Source organism: Pseudomonas sp. TR47 (assembly GCF_044143025.1).
Lineage (GTDB): Bacteria > Pseudomonadota > Gammaproteobacteria > Pseudomonadales > Pseudomonadaceae > Aquipseudomonas > Aquipseudomonas putida_E.
In genome coordinates this window covers 228,830-248,985 of the sequence record NZ_JBHFCS010000003.1, presented here as the reverse complement: position 1 = coordinate 248,985, position 20,156 = coordinate 228,830, and the positions used below count along the sequence as shown (strand labels likewise).

Sequence of the window (20,156 nt, the reverse complement as noted above, 5' to 3'; positions counted from 1 at the left end):
GTTCAGTCTTTCCGCTGCGGCTCTTGGACCGGCTGGGCCTGGCCCTCGATGGTGTGGCCCTGTGGCTGTTGTGCGGTGTTCTGCACCGGCGGTACGGGCTGGGCAGGCGGTGGGGTCTGCTCGGCGGGTTTGCTTTCTTCTTCGTTCATGGCTTTGCGGAAGCCCTTGATCGATTCGCCAAGGTCACTGCCGAAGTTCTTCAGCTTCTTGGTGCCGAACACCAGGACGACGACGACCAGCAGGACGATCCAGTGTTTCCAGTCAAAAATACCCATGGTGCTCTCCTAGAATGCTGTTTGGTCAGGCCGAGGGCTCGCGAGCGGCCTTTTCATCGTGCCCGGACAGGCCGAAGCGGCGTTCCAGTTCATCGAGCACGGCTTGTGGGTGCTGGCCCAGTGCACTGAGCATGACCAGGCTATGAAACCACAGGTCGGCGGTTTCATAGATGACATCACTGCAATCCTTGCTGACCTCTGCGTCCTTGGCAGCAATGATGGTCTCGACGGACTCTTCGCCGAGCTTTTCGAGGATCTTGTTCAGGCCCTTGTGGTACAGGCTGGCCACGTAGGAGCTGTCGGGGGCCGCGTGCTTGCGTTCTTCGAGCACTTCGGCCAGGCGGTTGAGGGTGTCGCTCATGTCAGTGTCCTGCGTTGTAGATGGCATGCGGGTCTTTCAACACCGGATCGACGGTTTTCCACTGGCCGTCTTCGAAGACGCGGTAGAAGCAGCTTTCACGGCCGGTATGGCAGGCGATATGGCCCAGTTGCTCGACCATCAGGATGATCACGTCGGCATCACAGTCCAGGCGCATTTCGTGCAGCTTCTGCACATGCCCCGATTCCTCGCCCTTGCGCCACAGCTTGCCACGCGAGCGCGACCAGTAGATGGCGCGTTGCTCGGCGGCAGTGAGGGCCAGCGATTCGCGGTTCATCCAGGCCATCATCAGCACGCGTCCGGTCTTGTGGTCCTGGGCGATCGCCGGTACCAGGCCGTCGCTGTTCCACTTGATCTCGTCCAGCCACTCTTTCATCGTCGACTCCAAAACCGGGCCCGCCCCTGTACCGGGCCCTTTGCGCTAGTGTGCCAGCCAGCAGCGCGGCTGGCTATTGGCGCACGATCAGGTAAAGGCCTGCGGCCAGCATCAGCCAAGCCGGCCAGGCGGCCGGGGCGGCGAGGCTGGCGGCCTCGGCGGCGCCGGCGGCCAGCACCGCACCGCCACCCAGCAGGCCGGCACCGAGCAGGCGCAGTGCCCAGCGGTCGCCCTGGCGGCGCCGCTCCCGCAGTTGCGGGTCGTGCAGGTGCGGCTGGGAAAGACGTTCGAGCAGGTCGCGGGTCATGCCGGCCAGGTGCGGCAGCTGTTCGGCCTGGCTGTACAGGTTGCCGAACATGGCCTTGGGGCTGTAGCGCTCGCGCATCCAGCGTTCCAGGAACGGTTTGGCGGTACTCCACAGGTCAAGGTCGGGGTACAGCTGGCGGCCCAGGCCCTCGATGTTGAGCAGGGTCTTCTGCAGCAGCACCAACTGCGGCTGGACTTCCATGTTGAAGCGCCGGGCAGTCTGGAACAGGCGCATCAGCACTTGGCCGAAGGAAATGTCCTTGAGCGGTTTTTCGAAGATCGGCTCGCACACGGTACGGATGGCCGCTTCGAATTCATTGACCTTGGTGTGCGCCGGTACCCACCCCGAGTCGATGTGCAGCTCGGCGACACGGCGGTAGTCGCGCTTGAAGAAGGCGATCAGGTTGCGTGCCAGGTAGTCCTGGTCTTCGGCGGTGAGGCTGCCGACGATGCCGCAGTCGATGGCGATGTATTGCGGGCTCCACGGCTTGACCGTGCTGACGAAGATATTGCCGGGGTGCATGTCGGCATGGAAGAAACTGTGGCGGAACACCTGGGTGAAAAACACCTCCACACCGCGCTCGGCCAGCAGTTTCATGTCGGTGCGCTGGTCGGCCAGGGTGGCCATGTCGGTCACCGGCACGCCGTAGATGCGCTCCATCACCAGCACCTTGGGGCGGCACAGGTCCCAGTAGACCTGGGGCACGTACATCAGCTCCGAGCCTTCGAAGTTGCGCCGCAGCTGGCTGGCGTTGGCCGCCTCGCGGAGCAGGTCGAGTTCGTCGTAGATGGTTTTTTCGTAGTCGCCGACGATTTCCACCGGGTGCAGGCGGCGGGCATCGGCCGAAGCCCGCTCGGCGCCTTTTGCGATCAGGAACAGCCAGGCAAGGTCCTGGGCGATCACTGGCTTGAGGCCCGGGCGTACTACCTTGACCACCACTTCCTCGCCGGTCTTCAGGCGCGCGGCATGCACCTGGGCCACCGAGGCCGAGGCCAGCGGCTCGACGTCGAAGCGGCTGAACACTTCACCCACCTTGGCGCCAAGCTGGCTTTCGATCAGCGCCACGGCCTGTTTCGGGTCGAACGGCGGTACGCGGTCCTGCAGCAGCATCAGTTCGTCGGCGATGTCGGTGGGCAGCAGGTCGCGGCGGGTGGACAGCAACTGGCCGAATTTGATGAAGATCGGCCCCAGGTCCTGAAGCGCCAGGCGCAGGCGGGCTCCCCGGCTGAGTTCGGAGGGTGTGCGAGGCAACCAGCGCCATGGCATCAGCAGGCGCAGGCTGCGCAGCCACCACGGCAGCGGCAGGTCGAAGAGCAGGTCATCGAGGCGGTAGCGGATCACCACGCGCTGGATGCGAAAGAGACGACGGACGGCGAGCAGCTTCATGCGTTATCGCTGGTATCAAGGGATCGGGAGAGGCGCTGCAGGCGCGCCTCGAGGCGTTCTAAATCGACCTTCAGGGTATCGAGCTCGCTGAAGGCGGCTTCGGCTTCGCGCTTGCCTACCAGGGTGCGCGACTCTTCGGCCAGGTACTCGGACAGGTTCTGGCTGAAGCGTGCCAGGCCTTGGCGGGTCCAGCGTGCACGCAGGCGCACGTGGCCGGCGAGCAGCGAGGTGGCGACCGGGCCGAGCCAGCGTTGCAGTTCGTGTTCCCAGTCCAGCTCCAGGTCTTGCAGCACACCGAACAGGTCGAGCAGCACGGCACTGTCGCCATGCAGCTCGACCTGAGGGCTATGCAGCACGGCCGTCTTGTCCTTGGCCACGGCCAGTTGCAGCAGGCTACCGGCTGGCGCGCGCAGGCTGCAGTCGACCTCGCCTTGCCAGTGGGCGGCAAGCATCAGGCCCTCTTCATCGGGCAGGATGAACACTTGCAGGGCCGGCTGGCGACAATCGATTTCGATGACCTTGCCTTCCAGCGCGCCCAGCCGCGGCAATGCCGTGCTGTCCATGCGCAGGACGCGGTTCAGGCCATGTTCGACGCTGGCGAGCAGCCCTGCCAGCAACATCAGGGCTTGATTCCCCGGTGCACGGCGACGATGCCGCTGGTCATGTTGTGGTAGGTGACCCGGTCGAAACCGGCATCGACCATCATGGCCTTGAGGGTTTCCTGGTCGGGGTGCATGCGGATCGATTCGGCGAGGTAGCGGTAGCTCTCGGAGTCATTGGTGATCAGCTTGCCGGCCAGGGGCATGAAGGCGAACGAGTAGGCGTCGTAGGCCTTGGACATCAGCTTGTTGGTCGGCTTGGAGAACTCCAGGATCAACAGGCGTCCGCCCGGCTTGAGCACGCGCAGCATCGAGCGGATGGCTTCGTCCTTGTGGGTGACGTTGCGCAGGCCGAAGGCGATGGTCACACAGTCGAAGTGGTTGTCCGGGAATGGCAGTTTCTCGGCGTCGGCCTGGACGAATTCGATGTTGCCGGCAACACCACGATCGAGCAGGCGGTCGCGGCCGACCTTGAGCATCGAGTCGTTGATGTCGGCGAGCACCACTTGGCCGGTAGGGCCGACCAGGCGCGAGAACTTGGCTGCCAGATCACCCGTGCCGCCGGCGATGTCCAGCACCCGATTGCCGCTACGCACACCCGACAGCTCGATGGTGAAGCGCTTCCACAGGCGGTGCATGCCGCCGGAAAGCACGTCGTTCATCAGGTCGTACTTGGCAGCCACCGAGTGGAACACTTCGGCGACTTTCTTCGCCTTCTGGCTCTCGGGCACATCCTGGTAACCGAAATGGGTGGTGGGTTCGGCGTGTTCGCCTTTGCGCTGGTCGTTCATATCGCTTCACCGGAAAAAATTATCGCCATTCTAGGGCGAACGGGCGCATTTGTCTTGGCGGGGTGTACCGTGCGGCAGGGGCGGGCATAATGCCGATTATGTCTTCATATCCAGGAACACCCGCATGACCCAGATCAGCGTCGAACGCAAACACTCCCTCGGTCGCGAGGCCGCCCGTGCCAAAGCCCAAGCGCTGGTGGACAAACTGAGCCAGGAATACGACCTCAAGGCCACCTGGAACGGTGACCGTGTGGACGTCGCCCGCAGCGGCGCCAACGGCAGCGTACATATTGGCGAGGACAGCATCCGTGTCGAATTGAAGCTGGGCATGATGCTGTCGATGATGAGCGGCACCATCAAGAGTGAGATCGAGCGGGCGCTGGACAAGGCTCTGGTCTGAAAGCTGCAGCTGCTCTTAGGGTGAAGATTCTAATTTCACTCATTACCTTATGCTCAAGCCCAGCCTCCATGGGCGGTTTCTCCCTCCACTCATGAGCATGAGGTATAGAGCATGGCCAAAGTGAATGTGAAGAAAAAGGATGACGCCCAAAGCACGCTGGGCGAGGTGCGCGGCTACGCGCGCAAGATCTGGCTGGCAGGCATCGGCGCTTACGCCCGTGTTGGCCAGGAGGGTTCGGACTACTTTCAGGAACTGGTAAAAGCCGGTGAAGGGGTCGAGAAACGTGGCAAGAAGCGCATCGACAAAGAACTCGATGCCGCCAACACCCAGATCGACGAAGCGAGCGAAGAAGTCAGCCGCGTACGTGGCAAGGTCGAAGTTCAACTCGACAAGATCGAGAAGGCTTTCGACGCGCGGGTCGGTCGCGCCTTGAATCGCCTCGGCATTCCGTCTAAACATGACGTTGAGGCGTTGTCCATCAAGCTTGAACAGCTGCATGAGCTGCTCGAGCGCGTCGCGCACAAACCATAAGGAGAGCAGGATGGCTGGCAAGAAGAATTCCGACAAAGACGGCAGCTCCTGGGTCGGCGGGGTCGAGAAGTACTCCCGCAAGATCTGGCTGGCAGGGCTGGGTATCTATTCGAAGATCGACCAGGACGGCCCGAAGCTGTTCGACTCGCTGGTGAAAGATGGCGAGAAGGCCGAAAAGCAGGCGAAGAAAACCGCCGAGGATGTCGCCGATAACGCCAAGGCCTCGACCACTTCGCGTGTGTCCGGCGTGAAAGATCGCGCACTGGGCAAGTGGAGCGAGCTCGAAGAAGCCTTCGACAAACGCCTGAACAGCGCCATTTCGCGCCTCGGTGTGCCAAGCCGGAACGAGATCAAGGCCCTGCACCAGCAGGTCGATAGCCTGACCAAGCAGATCGAGAAGCTGACCGGCGCCTCGGTCACACCGGTCTCCTCGCGCGCTGCTGCAGCCAAACCGGCAGCCAGCAAGACTGCGGCCAAACCGCTGGCCAAGGCAGCAGCGAAGCCTGCGGCGAAAACCGTGGCGGCAAAACCTGCGGCCAAGACTGCTGCGGCCAAGCCAGCAGCGAAGCCTGCAGCCAAGCCGGTTGCCGCCAAGCCTGCAGCCAAACCCGCTGCAGCGAAGAAGCCTGGCGTGAAAAAAGCGCCGGCCAAACCCGCCGCCGCCAAACCGGCAGCCCCAGCGGCCAGCGCCACACCGGCCGCTACCGCAGCGCCGTCGCCAAGCGCGGCACCGGCCAGCAGCACGCCGTCGGCACCGGTGAGCGCTGAAGCCTGACACCGGGTTGCCCTCATCGCCGGCAAGCCGGCCCACAGGTACCCCGCTGGTTTCAATGCCAGCAGGGTAGGTGTGGGGCCGGCTTGCCGGCGATGGGGCCAGCTGAGCACCTTGTAAGCTATCTATCCCTCCAGATACCGCACCGCCAACTGCTCCGCCGCCTCCCGCGCAGGCGCCTGCAGATGCGGCGCCACCAGCATCATCACCTGGTACACCACGATCCCTACATCCCCCTCGCGCCCCAGTACCCGCTGGTAATCCAGCGAAAACATGAGCGTCAGGGTGATCTGCTCCACCAGTTGCCCCAGTGCCTGCGTCTCACTGACCACCTGGCCCTGGCCCTTGAGGCTGGCCAGCAATGCCGCCAGTGTGCGCTTGAACGCATTGATCAGGCTGCGCATGCCCCGCGCCAGCTTGGGCAGGCGACCGGTCAGGTTCGACAGGTCCTGGAACAGGAAGCGGTACTGGGCCATGCGTTCGACAATCAGGTGCAGAAACAGCCAGTAGTCCTCGGCATCCAGGCGCACTTCCAGCGGCGGGTCCAGCAGCGGCACAAGCGCTTCTTCGAAGCGCTCGAACAGGCCGATTATCAAAGGCTCTTTGCCGTGGAAGTGGTAATACAGGTTGCCAGGGCTGATCCCTAGCTCGTTGGCAATTTCAAGGGTCGAAACGTTGGGCTCGCCCTGCTGGTTGAACAGCTGCAGGGCGCATTCGAGAATACGGTCGCGGGTCTTCATCCAGTCGTTGTGCTCATCGGGTCAGGACATAGGTGCCTGGCGCGGGGCCCAGCGGTGGGTAGGTTGCGTTGCCCAGCTCCACCCGCGGCGCCTTGAGCGGACCGGAACGTGGGATTATCCACTCCAGCCACAGGGGCCACCAGCTGCCGTCGTTGCGCTTGGCATCGTGGAACCAGGCCCGCGGGTCGCTCGATAGCCTGGGGTTGTCCAGGTAGTAGGCCTTGGGGTTGCCGGGCGGGTTGATGATGCTCTGGATGTGCCCGCTGTTGGCCAGCACGAACCGTCGCTCGCCGCCCAGCAGCAAGGCCGAACGGTACACGGCATCCCATGGGGTGATGTGGTCATTGCTGCCGGCCACGGTAAAGCTGTCGAGGTTGACCTGCTTGAGGTCGATGGGCGTGCCGCAGACTTCCAGCCCGGCGGGGTGGGTGAGCGGGTTGAGCTTGAAGAAGTCCAGCAGTTCGCCATGCAGGGCAGCGGGCAGTCGCGTGCTGTCGGCGTTCCAGTAGAGAATGTCGAAAGCAGGGGGCGTTTTGCCCAGCAGGTAATTGTTGACCCAGTAGTTCCAGATCAGGTCGTTGGGCCGCATCCAGGCGAAGATCCGCGCCACTTCGCTGCCGTCCAGTACCCCGCGCTGGTAAGAGCGGCGCTTGGCCGCTTCGATGGTCTGCTCGTCGGCGAACAGGCTGGCGGGGCTGTCGAACTTGCTGTCGAGCAAGCTGACCAGGTAGGTGGCGCTGCGCACCCGGCGCAGTTGGTGCTTGGCTTGCAGGTGGCCCTGCAGCGCGGCCATGGTCAGGCCGCCGGCGCAGGCCCCCATCAGGTTGGGGTCGCGGTTGCCGCTGATGCTGCGGCAGGCGTTGAGCGCCTCTTCAAGTGCCTCAACGTAGCTGGACAGGCCCCATTCGCGGTGGCGCGGGTCGGGGTTGCGCCAGCTGACCATGAACACCTGCAATCCGTTCTTGAGCATGTACTGGACGAAGCTGTTGTTCGCCTGCATGTCGAAGATATAGAACTTGTTGATCTGGGGCGGCACCACCAGCAAGGGCCGAGCGTGCTGTTTTTCACTCATTGGCTTGTACTGGATCAGCTCCAGCATCTCGTTGCGAAACACCACAGCGCCCGGCGTGGCGGCCAGGTTGCCGCCCACCTCGAAGGCGCGCTCGTCCACCTGGCGCGGCAGGCCGTCGTTGTGGCGCAGGTCATCGAGCAGGTGGGCCACGCCGCGCACCAGGCTCTGTCCGCCGGTATTGAGCAGTTCCTTGACCGCCAACGGATTGAGCAACGAGTTGCTCGGTGCCAGGGCGTCGTTGATCTGGTTGAACAAGAAATGCGCGCGGGCCCGGTCATCGTCGTCCAGGTGGCTTTCATCGATCCACAGGCGGGTCTGCTTCTGCCAGGCCAGATAGGCCTGCAGGCCACGGCGGTAAAACGGGTTCTGGCTCCATGTAGGATCGCTGAAGCGCGCGTCCCGCGGGCTTGGCGAATAGGGTGTGTCGCCGAGCATCACGCGCCCCAGCTGGCCGCTCAGGGCGAGCAGGTGGCGTGCGGTATGCAACGGGTTGAGCAAGCCATGGCGGCCAACATTGCGCAGCGTGGAAATCAGGTCGCGGCCGCGCAGGCCGACGATCGCGTTCTGTGCGTTCATGCTCATGGCGGGGAGCGTTGTCGTTCCTTTGGCCGGTTTGTCTTTCATGGCAGCACTCCTTCGTCAGGCCACGGTCGGGACAGAACAACAGCAAACAGCACCCTAGCCGCCGGAGGCCGGGCGGGGGTGCATGACCGCGCGCTGACGTTCTTGCTCGAGGAACTTCATGATGATCGGGGCGACGGCTTCGGCCCGGGTGATCAGGAACAAATGACCGTCGTCGATAATATGTAGCTGGGCATTGGGAATTCGCCAGGCCAGCAAGCGCATGTTGATCAGTGGGATCAGCGGATCGTCGTCGCCGGCCAGCACCAAGGTGGGCTGCTGGATCTTGTGCAGCCAGTGGATGCTGGTCCAGCCCAGCCCGGCGAACAACTGCCAGTAGTAGCCCAGCTTGCCGCCGGAGCGCACCTTGGAGGCATGGTGCATGGCAAGGTCAGGGTTGCGGCGAAAGGCGCCGCCATAGATCAGCGGAGCGATGCGGATCACATGTGAGGGCTGGATGTAACGCCGAGGGCTGGCCATGTTCCACAGTACTTTCGGCTTGCCCGGCACCATCACTGCACCGGCGGCGGTAGCGGCCAGCACCAATTTCTTGCAGCGTTCCGGATAGTCATGGGCGAACTGCTGGGCCAGGGCGCCACCCCAGGACACCCCGATCACGTTGACCTGGCCGTAGTCCAGGTAGTCGAGCATGCGTGCGGTCAGCTTGGCCAGGCCGGGGAAGCGATAGGGGTGGCGGGGGGTGGAGGAGCCACCCACGCCTGGCACGTCGAAGGCAATGACTTCGAGGTCCGGGTCCAGCGCTTCGATGAACGGGAACACCAGCTCCAGGTTGGCGCCGATACCATTGAAGATCAGCAGCGGCGTCAGGTGCGGCTTGCCTGGGCGCACGGCAGTGCGGATGGACTGGTCGTCCAGCTCGACGGTCCGGAATATGTAGTGTGACGACATGCGCATGACTCTGTGGTGAATGAAGCACCGTGGCCTGCCGGTGGGCAGCCACGGCGTTACAACTCAACGTTCGTGAACGTAAGTTCCCGGTGCGGCTTCACCTGCGGCATAGGCACGGTTGCCCAGGCGGGCCGGCGCCTTTTTCAGGTCGCCGGCGCGCTCGCTCAGCCATGCCTGCCAATACAGCCACCAGGAGTCGGCATGCTTGTCTGCGTTCTCTTGCCAGGCCAATGCGTCGCCGGGGCGGTCCGCGCCGGTCAGGAAACGCGCCTTGGGGTTGCCCGGCGGGTTGAGGATGCTCTGGATGTGGCCGCTGTTGGACAGGACAAACTCGATCTTGCCGCCAAACAGGTGCGCCGAGCGGTAGCAAGACTGCCACGGGGTAATATGGTCGGCGGTGCCGGCCACACTGAAGATGTCGCACTTGACCTTTTTCAGGTCGATGGCGGTCCCGCACACTTCCAGTGCATCGGCGCGGGTCAACGGGTTGTTCTTGAACATCTCGATCAGGTCGCCGTGGAAGGCCGCCGGCAGGCGCGTGGTGTCGTTGTTCCAGAACAGGATGTCGAATACGGGCGGCTCGTTGCCGAGCAGGTAGTTGTTGACCCAGTAGTTCCAGATCAGGTCGTTGGGGCGCATCCAGGCGAACACTTTGGCCATGTCGCTGCCTTCGAGCACGCCGGCCTGGTAGGAGTGGCGCTTGGCCGACTCCAGAGTCTGCTCGTCGACGAACAATGCCACCTGGGTATCCAGGGTGGTGTCCAGCACGCTGACCAGCAGGGTCAGCGCATTCACCTTCTTCTCGCCCAGCGCGGCGTAGTGGCCAACCAGTGCGGTGCAGGTGATGCCGCCGGAGCAGGCACCGAGCATGTTCAGGTCCTTGCTGCCGGTAATCGCCAGGACCGCGTCGACCGCTTCCTTGAGTGCGTCGATGTAGGTCGACAGGCCCCACTCCCGCTGGGCTTTGGTCGGGTTGCGCCAACTGATGATGAAGGTCTGCTGATGCGAGCGCAGGCAGAAGCGCGCCAAGCTTTTCTCAGGGCTCAGGTCGAAGACGTAGAACTTGTTGATCTGTGGCGGCACCACCAGCAAAGGGCGGGCGTGCACCTGCTCGGTGATGGGGCTGTACTGGATCAGCTCCAGCACGTCATTGCGGTACACCACGGCGCCTTCGCTGGTACCGAGGTTCTTGCCCACTTCAAAGGCGTCCATGTTGACCTGGCTGGGCATGCCACCGTTGTTGACCACGTCCTTGGCCAGGTTGGACAGGCCGTCGAGCAGGCTCTTGCCGCCGGTTTCGAAGAAGCGTTTGACCGCCGCCGGGTTGGACAGGGTATTGGTCGGCGCCATGGCTTCGGTCATCAGGTTGATGACGAATTGCCCGCGGCTGATGTCCTGGGGCGACAGGTCGCTGTTGCCGATCCAGTCCTGCAGCTTCTTGCGCCAGGCCAGATAGGTTTGCAGGTAGCGGCGGTACAGCGGGTTCTTGCTCCAGGCCGGGTCCTGGAAGCGACGGTCGTCGCCCTCGGGGGCCAGGCTGGACTTGCCCAGCAGCACGTTTTTCAGCTCCAGGCCGAAATGTGCCACGTGTTTGGCGCTGTGCAGCGGCTGGCGCACGGCCTGGCGCAGCACGGTACGCGCAGAGCTCAGCAGGTCCTTGCGGCGGATGCCGATGACCGGGTTCAGGCCCAGGGTGTTGTCCGAGGCTTGCCGCTGCAACTCATCGTTGTTCTTGTTACTCATCTACGACGCTCCGTTGTCCTGAGACGAGTACCGGTTTGCTGTGGCGCATGCACAGTCGACAGCCCGGTACTGCTACTCGGGTGACCAGTGATAAGGAACAGCGGTGCTGCGGGCCGGATGCAATCGGCGATGAGCTGCGGGGGAATCTGCGTGTGAAGACAGCCTGCTTTCGCTCGCGACCTCTACATACCGGCCATGCCCTGACTGCCTTCAAAGCAATGCAGGGAACTTGCCAGCTCCATTGGTTACCCGACTTTCATGTAATGCGCAAGACAGCCCTTGAATGAGCTGTCTGTAGGGCATTCAAGCAGATGAGATTAGAAAATGCGCTCTAAAGCGTGGAAGGCTTGAGCTAGAGCATCAGTTTGACCACTGTTTCGGCAGGATCGCGGGATTTGCCGGCCTTGTGCAACTCATCGAGGTACTCGGCCCAGAGTTGTTCCTGACGCAGGCACAGCTGCTCCAGGTATTCCCAGGTGAACAGCCCGCTGTCATGGCCGTCGTCGAAGGTCAGTTTCAGTGCATATTGGCCAGCGGGCTCAAGGCCGCTGAGGCCGACATTGATCTTGCCGAATTGCAGGATGGGGTTGCCGTGGCCCTGGACCTCGGCGGAGGGGGAGTGCACGCGCAGGAATTCGGCGGGCAGGTGGTAGGCCTCGTCGGGACCGTAGGTGAGGCTGAGTGTCCTGGAGGCTTTGTGCAGGTTGATGGCGGTTGGCATGCGGGCCATGGTTTGAATCTCTTCTGAGCGACAAGCTTCAAGCTTCAAGCTTCAAGCTTCAAGCTGCAAGAAGTGATATTAGAGCCACCATGGAAAGATCATGTGAGCGCAGTGCTGCAAGCGACGCCAAACAGCTTGTCGCTTGCAGCTTGCAGCTCGCCGCTTAAAGGATGTAGCGCGACAGGTCTTCGTTCTGGGCCAGCTCACCCAGATGGCCGTTCACGTACGCTGCGTCGATCTGGATCGGTGCTTCATCATGTGCACTGGCCAGGTCGCCGGCACTGAACGACACCTCTTCGAGCAGGCGCTCGAGCAGGGTGTGCAGGCGGCGGGCACCGATGTTCTCGGTCTTCTCGTTGACCTGGAAGGCGATCTCGGCCAGGCGCTTGATACCGTCTGCCTTGAACTCGATGTTCAGGCCTTCGGTCTTGAGCAGCTCGCGGTACTGCTCGGTCAGCGAAGCGTGCGGCTCTTGCAGGATGCGCTCGAAGTCTTCCGGGGTCAGCGCCTTGAGTTCCACGCGGATCGGCAGGCGGCCTTGCAGTTCAGGGACCAGGTCGCTCGGCTTGCTCAGGTGGAACGCGCCGGAGGCGATGAACAGGATGTGGTCGGTCTTGACCATGCCCAGCTTGGTGTTGACGGTGCAGCCTTCGATCAGTGGCAGCAGGTCGCGCTGCACGCCTTCACGGGACACATCAGCGCCGCCGACGTTGCCACGCTTGGCCACCTTGTCGATTTCGTCGATGAACACGATGCCGTGCTGTTCGACCGCTTCCAGGGCCTTTGCCTTCAAGTCATCATCGTTGACCAGGCGGCTCGCTTCTTCGTCGCGAACCATCTTCAGCGCTTCTTTGACCTTGAGCTTGCGCGCCTTGCGCTTGCCCTTGCCCATATTGGCGAACAGGCTCTGCAGCTGGTTGGTCATCTCTTCCATGCCGGGCGGCGCGGCGATTTCGACGCCGACGGCGTCGGCCACCTCGATTTCGATTTCCTTGTCGTCCAGTTGGCCTTCACGCAGGCGCTTGCGGAACAGCTGGCGGGTATTGGAGTCGCTGCTGGTCTGCGCGGCTTCCTCGCTGAAGCTGGTGACCCGGGCCTGCGGCAGCAGGGCGTCGAGAATACGGTCTTCGGCGGCATCTTCGGCGCGGTGGCGCACGCGGATGATCTCTTGCTCGCGCAGCATCTTCATCGCGGCGTCGGCCAGGTCGCGGATGATCGACTCGACATCGCGGCCAACGTAGCCCACCTCGGTGAACTTGGTCGCTTCGACCTTGAGGAATGGTGCGTTGGCCAGCTTGGCCAGGCGGCGGGCAATTTCGGTCTTGCCGACGCCGGTGGGGCCGATCATCAGAATGTTTTTAGGCGTCACCTCGGCGCGCAGCTCGGCTGGCAGCTGCATCCGCCGCCAGCGGTTGCGCAGGGCGATGGCCACGGCGCGCTTGGCGTCGTCCTGGCCGATGATGTGGCGGTTGAGTTCGTGGACGATCTCGCGGGGGGTCATGGACATGATGAAAATGGTCCTCGAGCAGAATGAGTCAGCGTGGAAAAGCCCCGTCACCGGGACGGGGCGCCAGAACAGCTGATCACTCGGCCAGGTCCTGCTCCTCGATGGTCAGGTTGTGGTTGGTGAACACGCAGATGTCACCGGCGATGTTCAGTGCGGTCTCGGCGATTTCGCGGGCCGAGAGGTCAGTCTTGTTCAGCAGGGCGCGGGCCGCGGCCTGGGCGTAGGCGCCGCCGGAGCCCATGGCGATCAGGCCGTCTTCTGGCTCGACCACGTCACCGTTGCCGGTGATGATCAGCGATGCGTCCTTGTTGGCCACGGCCAGCATGGCCTCCAGGCGGCTCAGGGAGCGGTCGGTACGCCATTCTTTGGCCAGCTCGACGGCGGCCCGCACCAAATGGCCGGAGTGTTTCTGCAGTTGAGCTTCGAAGCGCTCGAACAGGGTGAACGCGTCGGCGGTGGCGCCGGCGAAACCGGCGATGACCTCACCGTTGTACAGGCGACGTACCTTTTTGGCGTTGCCTTTCATGACGGTGTTGCCGAGAGATACCTGGCCGTCGCCGCCCATGACGACTTTGCCGTGACGGCGGACAGAAACGATGGTGGTCAAGGGGAGAGTCTCCACGCAGCGGGGCAAAATTGCCTGATGCAGACTCATATGGGGGTGGGGGGAAGGATTTCAACCGAGGGGGATGAATGGTTGCTATCAGCCTGTGCGGGGCGCGGTTGCTGTAGGAGCGGCCTTGTGTCGCGAAAGGGCCGCAAAGCGGCCCCAAGATCCCGGCACTATTCGGAAATTCCCGGGGGTGCTTCCCTGGGGGTGCTTCGCACCCCTTTCGCGACACAAGGCCGCTCCTACAGCGAGCGGTGTGCTTACTTAGCCCTCGTGGCAGACGTGCCCGTCGACCACGGTGTAACGCACCGCGCCGGGCAGGCAGTGGCCGATGAACGGGCAGTTGTCGCCGCGCGAGTACCACTGCTCGCCGGCAACCGTCGAGGCCTTGGCATCGAACAGCACCAGGTCCGCCGAGCCACCGACCTTCAGTTCACCCGCCGGCAGGCGCATGGCGGCCGCCGGGCCGCTGGTCAGGCGGGCGAGCAGGGTCGGCAGGTCGAGCAGGCCGTCTTCCACCAGCGTCATGGCCAATGGCAGCAGCAGTTCGACGCTGCTGATACCGGGCTCGGTGGCACCGAACGGGGCCAGCTTGGCATCGCGCTCGTGCGGCTGGTGATGGCTGGAGATCGCCTGGATCACGCCCGATCTGACCGCTTCGCGCAGGCCATCGCGGTCGGCGGCGCTACGCAGTGGCGGCTGCACGTGGTAGAGGCTTGAGAACTCCCGCAGCGACTCGTCGGTGAGGATCAGCTGGTACAACGCCACATCGGCGGTCACTGGCAGGCCGAGTTGTTGGGCCTGGGCGATCAGCCGCGCGCCACGGGCGCTGGTGATCTGGGTGAAGTGCGCACGTACGCCGGCCTGCTCGACCAGCAGCAGGTTGCGCGCCAGGGCAACGGTCTCGGCGGTTTCCGGAATGCCGGGCAGGCCGAGGAAACTGGCCATCGCGCCTTCATGGGCCAGGCCGCCCTGGGCCAGGTCGCGGTCCTGGGAGTGGAAGACCACGGTCAGGTCGAAGGTGGCAGCGTATTCCAGGGCACGGGCCAGGGTACGGTTGTTGGGGATTTCTTTCAGGCCGTTACCGAAGGCTACGCAACCGGTGTCACGCAGGGCGACCAGTTCGGCCAGTTGCTCGCCTTCCAGGCCCTTGGTCAGGGCGCCGATGGGGTAGACCTTGCTGTTGCCGGCTTCGCGCGCGCGGTCGAGGATCAGCTCGGCCACTGCCGAGGTATCGAGCACCGGCTTGGTCTGCGGTGGGCAGCACAGGCTGGTGACGCCTCCGGCCACGGCGGCGCGGGTTTCACTGGCAATGGTGCCCTTGCGGCTGTAACCCGGCTCGCGCAGCGATACACCGAGGTCGACCAGGCCTGGTGCGGCGATCAGGCCATCTGCCTGGATTGTACGGCTGGCGCTGAAGCCGGCCGGGGCCGCGCCGATGGCGGCAATGCGGCCACCGTCCAGGTGCAGGTCGGTGACGTGGTCCAGGCCACTCTTGGGGTCGATGACCCGGGCGCCAAGAATGCTGAGGGTCACTGGGCGTTCTCCTGGTCGAGTTGACGTTGCGTGTTCTGCCCGCTCATGGCCATGGACAGCACCGCCATGCGCACGGCGATGCCGTAGGTGACCTGGTTGAGGATCACCGAATGCTTACCGTCGGCCACCGCCGACTCGATCTCCACGCCGCGGTTGATCGGCCCCGGGTGCATGACGATGGCGTCCGGCTTGGCGCCAGCAAGGCGCGCGGTGGTCAGGCCGAACAGGCGGTAGAACTCACCCTCGCTGGGCAGCAGGCCGCCGGCCATGCGTTCACGCTGCAGGCGCAGCATGATCACCACATCGACGTCCTTCAGCCCTTCGGTGAGGTCGGTGTAGACCTTCACGCCGTACTGCTCGATACCGATCGGGATCAGGGTTTTCGGGCCGATCACGCGGATGTCCGGGCAGCCCAGCGCCTTGAGCGCGAGCATGTCGGAGCGGGCCACACGCGAGTGCAGGATATCGCCGACGATCGCCACGGACAGGTTCTCGAAGCTGCCTTTGTGGCGGCGGATGGTCAGCATGTCGAGCATGCCTTGGGTCGGGTGCGCATGGCGGCCGTCACCGCCGTTGATCACCGCGACATCCGGGCATACATGCTCGGCGATGAAGTGCGCGGCACCCGAGTCGGAGTGGCGCACGACGAACATGTCGGCGGCCATGGCTTCGAGGTTGCGCAGGGTGTCGAACAGGGTTTCGCCCTTGCTGGTCGAGGAGGTCGATACATTCAGGCTGATCACGTCGGCCGACAGGCGCTGGGCGGCCAGTTCGAAGGTGGTACGGGTGCGGGTCGAGTTCTCGAAGAACACGTTGCACACGGTCTTGCCGCGCAGCAACGGGACTTTCTTGACGGCCCGTGCGCCGACTTCGAGGAACGAGTCGGCGGTGTCGAGGATCTCGGTGAGCAGTTCGCGGGGCAAACCGTCGAGCGAGAGAAAGTGGCGCAGCTGGCCCTGATCATTGAGCTGCAGCGGGCGCTTGGCGTCGATTGGCGTCATCGCGAGTGGACTCTTAAAGGGCGGAAGCGGTGGCGAGGTCCTGGCGCTCGAGTGCGAGCGGTGCGGGGCCGGTCAATTTTACCCGTTCATGGGCCGCCAGCGACAGGGTGGCACCCAGCACGTTGGGGCGGATCGGCAGTTCGCCGGCGTCCAGGTCAAGCAGGCAGACCAGGGTCACGCTGGCCGGGCGGCCGTAATCGAACAGTTCGTTGAGCGCGGCGCGAATGGTGCGGCCGCTCATCAGCACGTCGTCGATCAGCACCAGGTGCTGGCCTTCGACCTCGAACGGCAGCTCTGACGGGCGCACTTGAGGGTGCAGGCCGTTCTGGCTGAAATCGTCGCGGTAGAACGACACGTCCAGGGTGCCCAGCGGGCTGGCATCGGCCAGTTCCTGCTGCAGGGCCTGGGCTACCCAGACGCCGCCGGTGCGGATGCCGATGTAACGCGGCTCGGTGATGCCGCGGCGGGCGAGATGGGCGCGAAGGTCGACAGCCATCTGCCGGATCAGATCGGCGGGATTGGGTAGGCTCATTGCGTGTCTCCTGGAGGGCGCCGGGTTGGCCCGACGGCAAAGCGGAAAATTAGGTATTGGCCTCCAGCCAGCCTTGCAGCAGCAGGGCCGCGGCGATGGCATCGACCGGGTTGTCACGGTAACTGCCGCGCTGGCCGCCGCGGGCCATGCGCTCGCCCTTGGCCTCGAAAGTGGTCAGGCGTTCGTCGTGGGTGTGCACCGGCAGGTTGAAACGGCCGTTGAGGCGGCGGGCGAACTTTTCGGCGCGGGCGCTCATTTCGCTTGGCGTGCCGTCCATGTTCAATGGCAGGCCGACAACGATGGCATCGGGCTTCCACTCATTGATCAGTTTTTCCACCTGGGCCCAGTCCGGCACGCCATTCTGCGCTTTGAGCGTGCACAGTTCACGTGCCTGGCCGGTCACTACCTGGCCGACGGCCACACCGATCTGTTTGCTGCCGTAGTCGAAGCCCAGCAGCAGGCGCAGCTCGGCCATCAGGCGTGGCCCGCCTGGCTGGTCAGCAGGCTGAGGTTGATGCCCAGGCTGGCGGCTGCGGCCCCCAGGCGCTGTTCACTGGCCAGGCCAAAAATGATGTCCGCATCGAACGGGCAGTTCAGCCAGGCGTTATCGGCGAGTTCCGCCTCCAGTTGCCCGGCTTCCCAGCCGGCATAGCCCAGGGTGATCAGGCTCTTTTGTGGCCCTACGCCCTCGGCGATGGCGAACAGCACATCCTGCGAGGTGGACAGCGACAGGCCTTGCAGCTCGACAGTGGCCTGGTAGCTGCATTCGCTGCTGTGCAGTACGAAGCCGCGGTCGGTCTGCACCGGGCCGCCCTGGTAGATCGGCACCTGCAGGGTGCTGGCCGGCGGTTCCTCGTCCGGGCGCAACTGCTCGAGAATGTCCGCCAGGTTCAGCTCCTGAGGTCGATTGACCACCAGGCCCATGGCGCCATTGGCGTTGTGCTCGACGATGTACGTGAGGGTCTGGGCAAAGTTCGGATCGGCCATGTGCGGCATGGCGATCAGGAACTGATGCTTTAGGTAGCTCGGGGCGAGGTTTTTCATGGGGGATAGTGTGGCGCCAGGTGGCGAGGCTGACAAGGCATTCGAGCTTGCAGCTTGCAGCTCAGTTACTGGAAAGCCGATCCCCACGGGCAAACCGCCAGGTACGGATGATTTCCAGCCGGTCGTATTCCGCCAGGTCGCCGGTAAACGGCGCAAACGGCGCCGCCAGCCGCACGATGCGTTGGGCGGCCTGGTCCAGCACCGGCTGCCCGGACGACTCGAGCACCAGCACCTCATAGAGCGAGCCATCACGGTTGATCGACACCATCATCCGCAGGTTGCCGTAAATCTGCTGGCGGCGTGCTTCGTCGGGGTAATTGAGGTTGCCCACTCGCTCGACCTTCTTGCGCCACTCCTCCTTGTACCAGGCGCCCTTGTCGCGCATGGTCGAGGCAGCGTTCAGGCGGTGGATGCGCGGGCGCTTGGCGTACATCTGCTGTTCGTTGGACAGCTCGGCCTCGAGGCTGGCGATCTGGCTCGACAGCTGCGAACTGTCGAAATCTGGCGTTGCGGCCGGTTTGGGCTGCGGCTTGCTTTCCTTTGGCTTGGGCTCGACCTTCTGCGCCTTGGGGGCTTGGGTGGCCACGGCGGATTTTTGCGGCGCAGGCGGCGGTTTCACCTCAGGTTTTGCCGCCGGCGGCGGGGTGACCTTGTTGATCTTGCTGTCCTGGAACGGCGCGATCTCGGTGGTGGTGGGTACCGCCTTCTTCTCCAGGGTGCCGCTGCCTTGCTGGTTGGCCTGGGCCTGGAAATCGGCCTTCTCGGGCGGCTTCTCGCTTTTGAAGGTGGCCAGGGTGATGTCCATGGTCTGGCGGATTTCAGCCGGCTTGACCACGGTAAAGCCCACGCCGAGGATCAGCGCCAGGTGCACCAGGGCAGCCAGGAACAGGGTAAAACCAAGCCGGTCCACCGGGCGAACGCGGGGTGGAAGCAGGTCGGCGGGGATGTCGGCGGGCAGCGTCATCAGGTATCCACAGTCAGCTACAAGCTACAAGCCGCAAGCTGCAAGTAAGGGCAGGTTGGTGCAGGCCGGCTTTTTTTGCGGCTTGCAGCTTGAAGCTTGCGGCTGCGCATCATACCCCACTCTGCGCTTTTGCTCCGCGTCGGCGGTCAGCGCGCCTTCAACTGGCGATCAATGGCATCCATCAGCTTGCCACCGATATCGGTGTTGTAGGCCGCGTCGATCTCGCGGATGCAGGTCGGGCTGGTGACGTTGATCTCGGTGAGGTAGTCGCCGATCACGTCAAGGCCGACAAACAGCAGGCCTTTTGCACGCAGGGTCGGGCCGACCTGGGCAGCAATCCAGCGGTCACGCTCGCTCAGAGGGCGTGCTTCGCCACGCCCGCCTGCGGCCAGGTTGCCGCGTGTTTCACCGCTGGCCGGGATGCGCGCCAGGCAGTAGTCGACCGGTTCGCCGTCGATCATCAGGATCCGCTTGTCGCCGTCCTTGATGGCCGGCAGGTAGGCCTGGGCCATGATTTGCTGAGCGCCCAGCGCGGTCAGGGTTTCGAGAATGACCGACAGGTTGGGGTCACCAGCCCGGTGGCGGAAGATCGAGGTGCCGCCCATGCCGTCCAGGGGCTTGAGGATCACGTCGCCATGCTGGGCGGCGAAGGCGCGAATGATGTCCGGGCGGCGGCTCACCAGGGTAGGCGGCGTGCATTGCGGGAACAGGGTGGCGAACAGTTTTTCGTTACAGTCGCGCAGGCTCTGTGGGCGGTTGACCACCAGCACGCCTTCGGCTTCGGCCTGCTCCAGCAGGTAGGTGCTGTAGACGAACTCCATGTCGAACGGCGGGTCCTTGCGCATCAGGATCACGTCCAGTTCGGCCAGCGGGCTGTCCTGCTCTTCGCCCAGCTCGAACCAGCGCGCCGGGTCGGCGAACACGTTGAGTGGGCGCATCCGCGCGCGGGCCTTGCCTTCGGCCTGGTACAAGTCGCGCTGTTCCATGTAGAACAGGCTCCAGCCACGGGCCTGAGCGGCCAGCAGCATGGCCAGCGAGCTGTCCTTCTTGTAGGAGATGGACGCGATGGGGTCCATGACAATGCCGAGGCGAACGCTCATGGGGGTGGTTCCTCTTGGCGGCGGGTAGCCGCGACGAATCGAAAGAAAAGTGGCTCAGGGTGGCGCCGCGAACGCCGCGGGTCAAGGGGCGCGGTAGATGGAATGGCCACCCGGAGTGTGCTAAAAATGAGCTGCAAGCCTTAAGCTACAAGCCTCAAGAAAAGCCAGCCATGTGCCAGTCCGCCTTTTCTTGCAGCTTGACGCTTGCATCTTGCAGCTCAATTTTTTCTGGTAGGCATC

At 63.7% G+C, this 20,156-nt stretch carries 23 protein-coding genes; 3 read left to right on the top strand and 20 right to left on the bottom strand.

Annotation, left to right across the window (positions count from 1 at the left end; translation table 11 throughout):
- Window positions 1–2: 2 nt before the first annotated feature.
- From ACEWE8_RS05270 to ubiE, 6 genes are all read right to left on the bottom strand, one after another.
- Window positions 3–275, bottom strand: a complete 273-nt coding sequence (locus ACEWE8_RS05270; RefSeq protein ID WP_012312391.1) for a twin-arginine translocase TatA/TatE family subunit — start codon at window positions 273–275, stop codon at window positions 3–5.
- A gap of 25 nt (window positions 276–300) precedes the next feature.
- Window positions 301–636: a phosphoribosyl-ATP diphosphatase gene (locus ACEWE8_RS05265; protein WP_046785010.1), complete on the bottom strand. Its 336-nt coding sequence runs from the start codon at window positions 634–636 to the stop codon at window positions 301–303.
- Between the two features lies 1 nt (window position 637).
- A complete protein-coding gene (hisI, locus tag ACEWE8_RS05260) occupies window positions 638–1,030 on the bottom strand; it encodes a phosphoribosyl-AMP cyclohydrolase (RefSeq protein WP_046785011.1) in 393 nt (130 codons plus the stop codon).
- A gap of 73 nt (window positions 1,031–1,103) precedes the next feature.
- Window positions 1,104–2,723 carry a ubiquinone biosynthesis regulatory protein kinase UbiB gene (gene ubiB / locus ACEWE8_RS05255; RefSeq protein ID WP_046785012.1) on the bottom strand — a complete coding sequence of 540 codons (1,620 nt, stop codon included), beginning with the start codon at window positions 2,721–2,723 and terminating at the stop codon, window positions 1,104–1,106.
- Entirely contained in the window at window positions 2,720–3,343 is a 624-nt protein-coding gene (locus ACEWE8_RS05250; RefSeq protein ID WP_046785013.1) for an SCP2 domain-containing protein, read from the bottom strand. The genes ubiB and ACEWE8_RS05250 overlap by 4 nt, the downstream gene beginning before the upstream one ends.
- Complete coding sequence (gene ubiE / locus ACEWE8_RS05245) at window positions 3,343–4,113, bottom strand: bifunctional demethylmenaquinone methyltransferase/2-methoxy-6-polyprenyl-1,4-benzoquinol methylase UbiE (protein WP_012312396.1); 771 nt, start codon at window positions 4,111–4,113, stop codon at window positions 3,343–3,345. The genes ACEWE8_RS05250 and ubiE overlap by 1 nt, the downstream gene beginning before the upstream one ends.
- Before the next feature lie 124 nt (window positions 4,114–4,237).
- On the opposite strand from ubiE, the gene ACEWE8_RS05240 reads away from it, so the two are divergent.
- From ACEWE8_RS05240 to ACEWE8_RS05230, 3 genes are all read left to right on the top strand, one after another.
- A complete protein-coding gene (locus ACEWE8_RS05240) occupies window positions 4,238–4,513 on the top strand; it encodes a polyhydroxyalkanoic acid system family protein (RefSeq protein WP_046785014.1) in 276 nt (91 codons plus the stop codon).
- Between the two features lie 111 nt (window positions 4,514–4,624).
- Window positions 4,625–5,044: a phasin family protein gene (locus tag ACEWE8_RS05235; RefSeq protein ID WP_046785015.1), complete on the top strand. Its 420-nt coding sequence runs from the start codon at window positions 4,625–4,627 to the stop codon at window positions 5,042–5,044.
- Window positions 5,045–5,054: 10 nt separating this feature from the next.
- Window positions 5,055–5,819, top strand: a complete 765-nt coding sequence (locus ACEWE8_RS05230) for a phasin family protein (protein ID WP_046785016.1) — start codon at window positions 5,055–5,057, stop codon at window positions 5,817–5,819.
- A 122-nt stretch (window positions 5,820–5,941) separates the two neighbouring features.
- Here ACEWE8_RS05230 and ACEWE8_RS05225 read toward each other — a convergent pair whose 3' ends face one another.
- From ACEWE8_RS05225 to gshB, 14 genes are all read right to left on the bottom strand, one after another.
- A complete protein-coding gene (locus ACEWE8_RS05225) occupies window positions 5,942–6,556 on the bottom strand; it encodes a TetR/AcrR family transcriptional regulator (RefSeq protein WP_046785017.1) in 615 nt (204 codons plus the stop codon).
- Window positions 6,557–6,569: 13 nt separating this feature from the next.
- Window positions 6,570–8,252: a class II poly(R)-hydroxyalkanoic acid synthase gene (gene phaC / locus ACEWE8_RS05220; protein WP_046785018.1), complete on the bottom strand. Its 1,683-nt coding sequence runs from the start codon at window positions 8,250–8,252 to the stop codon at window positions 6,570–6,572.
- 54 nt (window positions 8,253–8,306) lie between these two features.
- A complete protein-coding gene (gene phaZ, locus ACEWE8_RS05215) occupies window positions 8,307–9,158 on the bottom strand; it encodes a poly(3-hydroxyalkanoate) depolymerase (RefSeq protein ID WP_046785019.1) in 852 nt (283 codons plus the stop codon).
- Between the two features lie 63 nt (window positions 9,159–9,221).
- Entirely contained in the window at window positions 9,222–10,901 is a 1,680-nt protein-coding gene (gene phaC, locus ACEWE8_RS05210; RefSeq protein WP_395589228.1) for a class II poly(R)-hydroxyalkanoic acid synthase, read from the bottom strand.
- 352 nt (window positions 10,902–11,253) lie between these two features.
- Window positions 11,254–11,631 carry a gamma-butyrobetaine hydroxylase-like domain-containing protein gene (locus ACEWE8_RS05205; RefSeq protein WP_046785021.1) on the bottom strand — a complete coding sequence of 126 codons (378 nt, stop codon included), beginning with the start codon at window positions 11,629–11,631 and terminating at the stop codon, window positions 11,254–11,256.
- A 154-nt stretch (window positions 11,632–11,785) separates the two neighbouring features.
- Window positions 11,786–13,129 carry an ATP-dependent protease ATPase subunit HslU gene (gene hslU / locus ACEWE8_RS05200; RefSeq protein ID WP_046785022.1) on the bottom strand — a complete coding sequence of 448 codons (1,344 nt, stop codon included), beginning with the start codon at window positions 13,127–13,129 and terminating at the stop codon, window positions 11,786–11,788.
- Window positions 13,130–13,205: 76 nt separating this feature from the next.
- The gene (gene hslV, locus ACEWE8_RS05195; protein ID WP_012312406.1) at window positions 13,206–13,736 is read right to left on the bottom strand and encodes an ATP-dependent protease subunit HslV; all 531 of its coding nucleotides are present in this window, start codon (window positions 13,734–13,736) and stop codon (window positions 13,206–13,208) included.
- 267 nt (window positions 13,737–14,003) lie between these two features.
- Complete coding sequence (locus tag ACEWE8_RS05190) at window positions 14,004–15,275, bottom strand: dihydroorotase (protein WP_046785023.1); 1,272 nt, start codon at window positions 15,273–15,275, stop codon at window positions 14,004–14,006.
- Window positions 15,272–16,276 (bottom strand): aspartate carbamoyltransferase catalytic subunit, encoded by a 1,005-nt coding sequence (locus tag ACEWE8_RS05185; RefSeq protein WP_012312408.1) that lies wholly within the window; start codon window positions 16,274–16,276, stop codon window positions 15,272–15,274. Before ACEWE8_RS05185 ends, ACEWE8_RS05190 begins: the two co-directional genes overlap by 4 nt.
- 13 nt (window positions 16,277–16,289) lie before the next feature.
- The gene (pyrR, locus tag ACEWE8_RS05180; protein WP_046785024.1) at window positions 16,290–16,808 is read right to left on the bottom strand and encodes a bifunctional pyr operon transcriptional regulator/uracil phosphoribosyltransferase PyrR; all 519 of its coding nucleotides are present in this window, start codon (window positions 16,806–16,808) and stop codon (window positions 16,290–16,292) included.
- A gap of 49 nt (window positions 16,809–16,857) precedes the next feature.
- Window positions 16,858–17,283, bottom strand: a complete 426-nt coding sequence (ruvX, locus tag ACEWE8_RS05175) for a Holliday junction resolvase RuvX (RefSeq protein WP_012312410.1) — start codon at window positions 17,281–17,283, stop codon at window positions 16,858–16,860.
- Window positions 17,283–17,852, bottom strand: coding sequence for a YqgE/AlgH family protein (locus ACEWE8_RS05170; RefSeq protein ID WP_046785025.1), 570 nt, complete (start codon window positions 17,850–17,852; stop codon window positions 17,283–17,285). Before ACEWE8_RS05170 ends, ruvX begins: the two co-directional genes overlap by 1 nt.
- Window positions 17,853–17,913: 61 nt before the next feature.
- Window positions 17,914–18,816, bottom strand: a complete 903-nt coding sequence (locus ACEWE8_RS05165) for an energy transducer TonB (protein WP_046785026.1) — start codon at window positions 18,814–18,816, stop codon at window positions 17,914–17,916.
- A 146-nt stretch (window positions 18,817–18,962) separates the two neighbouring features.
- Window positions 18,963–19,916: a glutathione synthase gene (gene gshB / locus ACEWE8_RS05160; RefSeq protein ID WP_039602037.1), complete on the bottom strand. Its 954-nt coding sequence runs from the start codon at window positions 19,914–19,916 to the stop codon at window positions 18,963–18,965.
- Between the last annotated feature and the right edge of the window lie 240 nt (window positions 19,917–20,156).

Bases quoted from the DNA above. Each gene is read 5' to 3' on its own strand.
- ubiE (WP_012312396.1), bottom strand. From the start codon at position 4,113: ATGAACGACCAGCGCAAAGGCGAACACGCCGAACCCACCACCCATTTC.
- ACEWE8_RS05240 (WP_046785014.1), top strand. From the start codon at position 4,238: ATGACCCAGATCAGCGTCGAACGCAAACACTCCCTCGGTCGCGAGGCC.
- ruvX (WP_012312410.1), bottom strand. From the start codon at position 17,283: ATGGCCGAGCTGCGCCTGCTGCTGGGCTTCGACTACGGCAGCAAACAG.
- ACEWE8_RS05235 (WP_046785015.1), top strand. From the start codon at position 4,625: ATGGCCAAAGTGAATGTGAAGAAAAAGGATGACGCCCAAAGCACGCTG.
- hisI (WP_046785011.1), bottom strand. From the start codon at position 1,030: ATGAAAGAGTGGCTGGACGAGATCAAGTGGAACAGCGACGGCCTGGTA.
- ACEWE8_RS05165 (WP_046785026.1), bottom strand. From the start codon at position 18,816: ATGACGCTGCCCGCCGACATCCCCGCCGACCTGCTTCCACCCCGCGTT.
- ACEWE8_RS05170 (WP_046785025.1), bottom strand. From the start codon at position 17,852: ATGAAAAACCTCGCCCCGAGCTACCTAAAGCATCAGTTCCTGATCGCC.
- ACEWE8_RS05250 (WP_046785013.1), bottom strand. From the start codon at position 3,343: ATGTTGCTGGCAGGGCTGCTCGCCAGCGTCGAACATGGCCTGAACCGC.
- phaC (WP_046785018.1), bottom strand. From the start codon at position 8,252: ATGAAAGACAAACCGGCCAAAGGAACGACAACGCTCCCCGCCATGAGC.
- ACEWE8_RS05225 (WP_046785017.1), bottom strand. From the start codon at position 6,556: ATGAAGACCCGCGACCGTATTCTCGAATGCGCCCTGCAGCTGTTCAAC.
- ACEWE8_RS05205 (WP_046785021.1), bottom strand. From the start codon at position 11,631: ATGGCCCGCATGCCAACCGCCATCAACCTGCACAAAGCCTCCAGGACA.
- phaZ (WP_046785019.1), bottom strand. From the start codon at position 9,158: ATGTCGTCACACTACATATTCCGGACCGTCGAGCTGGACGACCAGTCC.
- ACEWE8_RS05265 (WP_046785010.1), bottom strand. From the start codon at position 636: ATGAGCGACACCCTCAACCGCCTGGCCGAAGTGCTCGAAGAACGCAAG.
- phaC (WP_395589228.1), bottom strand. From the start codon at position 10,901: ATGAGTAACAAGAACAACGATGAGTTGCAGCGGCAAGCCTCGGACAAC.
- hslU (WP_046785022.1), bottom strand. From the start codon at position 13,129: ATGTCCATGACCCCCCGCGAGATCGTCCACGAACTCAACCGCCACATC.
- ACEWE8_RS05185 (WP_012312408.1), bottom strand. From the start codon at position 16,276: ATGACGCCAATCGACGCCAAGCGCCCGCTGCAGCTCAATGATCAGGGC.
- gshB (WP_039602037.1), bottom strand. From the start codon at position 19,916: ATGAGCGTTCGCCTCGGCATTGTCATGGACCCCATCGCGTCCATCTCC.
- ACEWE8_RS05270 (WP_012312391.1), bottom strand. From the start codon at position 275: ATGGGTATTTTTGACTGGAAACACTGGATCGTCCTGCTGGTCGTCGTC.
- ACEWE8_RS05230 (WP_046785016.1), top strand. From the start codon at position 5,055: ATGGCTGGCAAGAAGAATTCCGACAAAGACGGCAGCTCCTGGGTCGGC.
- ubiB (WP_046785012.1), bottom strand. From the start codon at position 2,723: ATGAAGCTGCTCGCCGTCCGTCGTCTCTTTCGCATCCAGCGCGTGGTG.
- pyrR (WP_046785024.1), bottom strand. From the start codon at position 16,808: ATGAGCCTACCCAATCCCGCCGATCTGATCCGGCAGATGGCTGTCGAC.